The 1580-nt window shown below is 64.5% G+C and carries 2 protein-coding genes; both read left to right on the top strand.

Annotation, left to right across the window (positions count from 1 at the left end; genetic code table 11):
- Positions 1 to 220 precede the first annotated feature (220 nt).
- A complete protein-coding gene (locus NBX02_RS05125) occupies positions 221 to 400 on the top strand; it encodes a hypothetical protein (protein WP_250284472.1) in 180 nt (59 codons plus the stop codon).
- 183 nt (positions 401 to 583) lie between these two features.
- Positions 584 to 1417 (top strand): hypothetical protein, encoded by an 834-nt coding sequence (locus NBX02_RS05120; RefSeq protein WP_250284473.1) that lies wholly within the window; start codon positions 584 to 586, stop codon positions 1415 to 1417.
- The last annotated feature ends 163 nt before the right edge of the window (positions 1418 to 1580 follow it).

The raw sequence follows: 1580 nt of genomic DNA, 5'->3' as shown, positions 1-1580 counted from the left end.
CGCCCGGAAGCAGAACACGGCGGCCGGCTTCGTCCCGCCCGAGCGGTAGGTGGAGAACCTGGACGCCGACGTTCCCAGCGCGGCCGCGAACTCGACCTGGGTCAGACCACTGTCAGCCAGGGCGGCGTCGAGCAGCGCCATGACCTCACGAGTGTCCTGATCGAGCTTCACAGACCCCACCCTACCAGCTTCTTTATCTGATCAGATAAAAGAACGGACAGTGATCCACCGAGCTCGCCGCTCCGCCCTCGAGCAGCGCCGCGAGGAGATCCGCCACGGCATGGTCGAATCGATGAAAGTCCTCGACGGCTCACCCACCGCTTCCGTCGCAGCCCTGACCGGCCTGTTGGCCGAGCGGATCGACCAGCTCAGCGGCGCCGGCGGCTGGGAGGGTGGCTGATGGCCGGGGTCCCCGTGGCCGGGTTCGGGGAACAGCCGCACGCCGTAACCGACCAGCAAATGGCGAAAGGGCACCCCTCGGGTGCATCTTCGTCTGTTGCCCCAGGGAACGGTGGGCGCACCGATCGCGTGTAGTGCAGTAAGGTCGGTGCTCTTAAGATCCGACTAGCCCGAAGGAATGACGGTGCTCGACCTGCGGGAAACCCCAGTCCCTGATGTGATAGACCACTGTTCAGCGGCACTCTCCATCGATCTCGATATCGAGAATCCGGCCTTCGGATGGGGTGGAAAGTCGATTGGGTGCGGGACTGATCGGGGCACTTGGGTCAAGATTCTCTTCCGGCCTGCGGGTCAGATCAACGAGCGCATGTGGACAGGGGAAGAATGCGCCTCCGTTCTCACTGGCGTGTCGAAACCGCAGCTTCTCGGCTCCGTACGCTGGCTCGACGCCACGCGAAATCTAGTGTGGAGGGCAGACGAGACGACCCGCGTAGAGTCCCCTGCAATCAGCTCGACGCCGGAAATCCACGAGGAACCGCAGAACCTCTCCGGGGAGTGGTGGAACACCCTACGCGGATCGCTCATCGCGCTTGCCGGGACGAAGACGACCCGCGTAGCCGTCCGACAAGACCTGATCAACAGGAGGATTCGCGAGTATGCCGGCACGGCTGTGGACCCGACCGTGGACGAGTGGTTGCCGGCTCATGCTGATATCCACTGGGCGAACCTGACTGCGCCGAACATGGTCCTCTTGGACTGGGAAGGGTGGGGCCTGGGGCCGCGTGGACTTGACGGTGCGACCCTGTGGGCGTTCTCGCTGCTCGTTCCCGCCGTCGCCGCGCGAGCGTTTGACCTGTTCGCCGATGACCTGTCCTGCCGATCCGGCACGCTGGCTCGCCTGTTCATGTGCGCCGAACTGATCCGGATGACCCGCAACTTCGACGATCATCCGGACTTGGCCGAGCCGCTGATCCGCGAAGCTGACCGGCTCGTGATCGAACTGGCAGGGGCGAAGTAGCGCGCCCCGCGGTCCGGCCGCTGTCGACTCCGCAACAACGATCGGTACCTGTCGATCATCGTACGGTCAACGCTGAGGCGTGTCGCCTCGACCAGTTCGCGGAGATGCCTCGGATCATTGACGCTGACCGCGACCCGCCCGACCTTCGGCAGCTCGTAGGAAG

Origin of the sequence: Protofrankia sp. CiP1_Cm_nod1 (genome assembly GCF_920888515.1) — a bacterium.
Taxonomy (GTDB): Bacteria; Actinomycetota; Actinomycetes; order Frankiales; family Frankiaceae; genus Protofrankia.
The sequence above is the reverse complement of the archived record's forward strand: the minus strand, read 5'-3'. Positions and strand labels throughout refer to the sequence as shown.